Here is a 1670-nt window from a genome sequence, read left to right as displayed (position 1 = left end):
GCGCTGATCGACATCGCGATCAGCCAGGGCATCCTCAACCCCGCGCTGCTCGCCGATCCGGTCGCCAACGGCCCCGCGATCGGTGCCGCGCTCGCGCAGGCGCAGGTGCTGTTCGCAGGCCTCGTCGACCGGCGCGGTTTCTACGACAATGACGCAACGGGCCTCCAGGGCGTTTACGCCCGAACCTATGGCGTCAGCTCGAACCTGGCGGTCGAGCTGACGCCAGATTTGTCCTTCCGCTCGATCTCGGGCGCGCGCTGGCTCAAGCGCTGGCTCGACGTCGACCTCGACGCCTCGCCCTTCCCGTTGCTGGAGGCGAGCCTTGCCAGCCGCGCGAAGAACCTCAGCCAGGAATTCCAGTTTTCGGGCAAATTCGGCGAGCAGCTCGACTGGATCGTCGGCGCCTATTTCAACGAGGAAACCGGCCGCGACACCTCGCGCGCCACCGCGCTCGGCACGATCAACCCCGCGAACCCCAATTTCACCGACGGACTGGTCAGGAACAGCAGCTGGGCGGTGTTCGGCCAGTTCAATTACGACCTCACCGACAGCCTGCGCTTCACCGGCGGGCTGCGCTGGACCGAGGAGAGCAAGGAACTGCGCTCGTTCAACCGCTCGACGCCGGGCGGCGCGGTGTGCAACATCCCGGTCGCGCTGCGGCTCGGCGGCACCTGCCAGGCGCGCTTCAAGGACGGCTTCTCGGACTACTCCTATCTCGCCAGCGTCGACTGGACCGCGCGACCGGGGCTGCTTTTCTACGCCCGCACCGCGCGCAGCTTCAAGGGCGGCGGGCAGAATCTGCGCGGCACCGGCAGTGCCGACAGCTTCGCCGCCTTTGCCCCCGAAACCGTGACCGATTACGAGGTCGGGACCAAGGCCGACCTGCTCGATCGCCGGTTGCGCATCAATGCCGCGATCTTCCAGGCCAATTACAGCGACATCCAGCGCACGATCGTCCAGGCCTCGCCCGGCGGCGCGATCGTCAGCCTCGTCACCAACGCGGCGCGCGCGCGCATCCGCGGCGGCGAGCTCGAAGTTACCGCAATCCCGCTCGACGGGCTGACGCTGTCGGGCAGCGTCGGGGTCAACGACGCGAAATATCTCGACTTCACCGACGTCACCGGCGACCGCTCGAACGAGCCCTTCCAATTCCCCAAATACAGCTATCGCCTCGGCGCCACCTACGCGGCCCCGCTCGCTATCGGCCAGCTGCGGCTCGCCGTCGACTGGACCTGGCGCAGCAAGACGCAGCTCGTCGGCTCGGCGATCTATCGCGACAGCCTCAACCAGCCCGCCTACGGCCTGCCCGGCGCGCGCGCGTCGCTCGATATCGAGAGCCTGAACAGCGAGGTCGCGATCTTCGCGACCAACCTGACGGGCAAGCGCTATGCGGTGTCGGCGGTGCAGTTCGACAACAGCCTCGGGTTCAACAGCCTCTACGCCGGCGAACCGCGCGTCATCGGCATCCAGCTGACGACGAAGTTCGGCGGCGAATGAAACATAGCGCAATATGAGGGCAAGGTGGGGGCATTAGCGCTGCGGCAACGACCATAGCCGAAAGACTGCCCATGCCCCGCCCTGCCCCCGCGCCCGACCATCATGAAGACGGCGGTTTCGCCGAAGACATGGCCGCGCTCGAACGGCTGCGCCTTGGCCGCCGCCGCGCGCTC

The 1670-nt window shown here is 67.4% G+C and carries 1 protein-coding gene; it reads left to right on the top strand.

Annotated features, from left to right (window positions below):
• Positions 1-1497 (top strand): TonB-dependent receptor (locus B1A78_RS21760; RefSeq protein ID WP_144037963.1); only part of this gene is annotated, 1497 nt, incomplete at its 5' end.
• Between the last annotated feature and the right edge of the window lie 173 nt (positions 1498-1670).

Source organism: Sphingopyxis sp. KK2, from assembly GCF_001990265.1.
In the GTDB taxonomy this organism is placed as follows: domain Bacteria; phylum Pseudomonadota; class Alphaproteobacteria; order Sphingomonadales; family Sphingomonadaceae; genus Sphingopyxis.
This window is presented reverse-complemented; position numbering and strand designations above follow the sequence as displayed.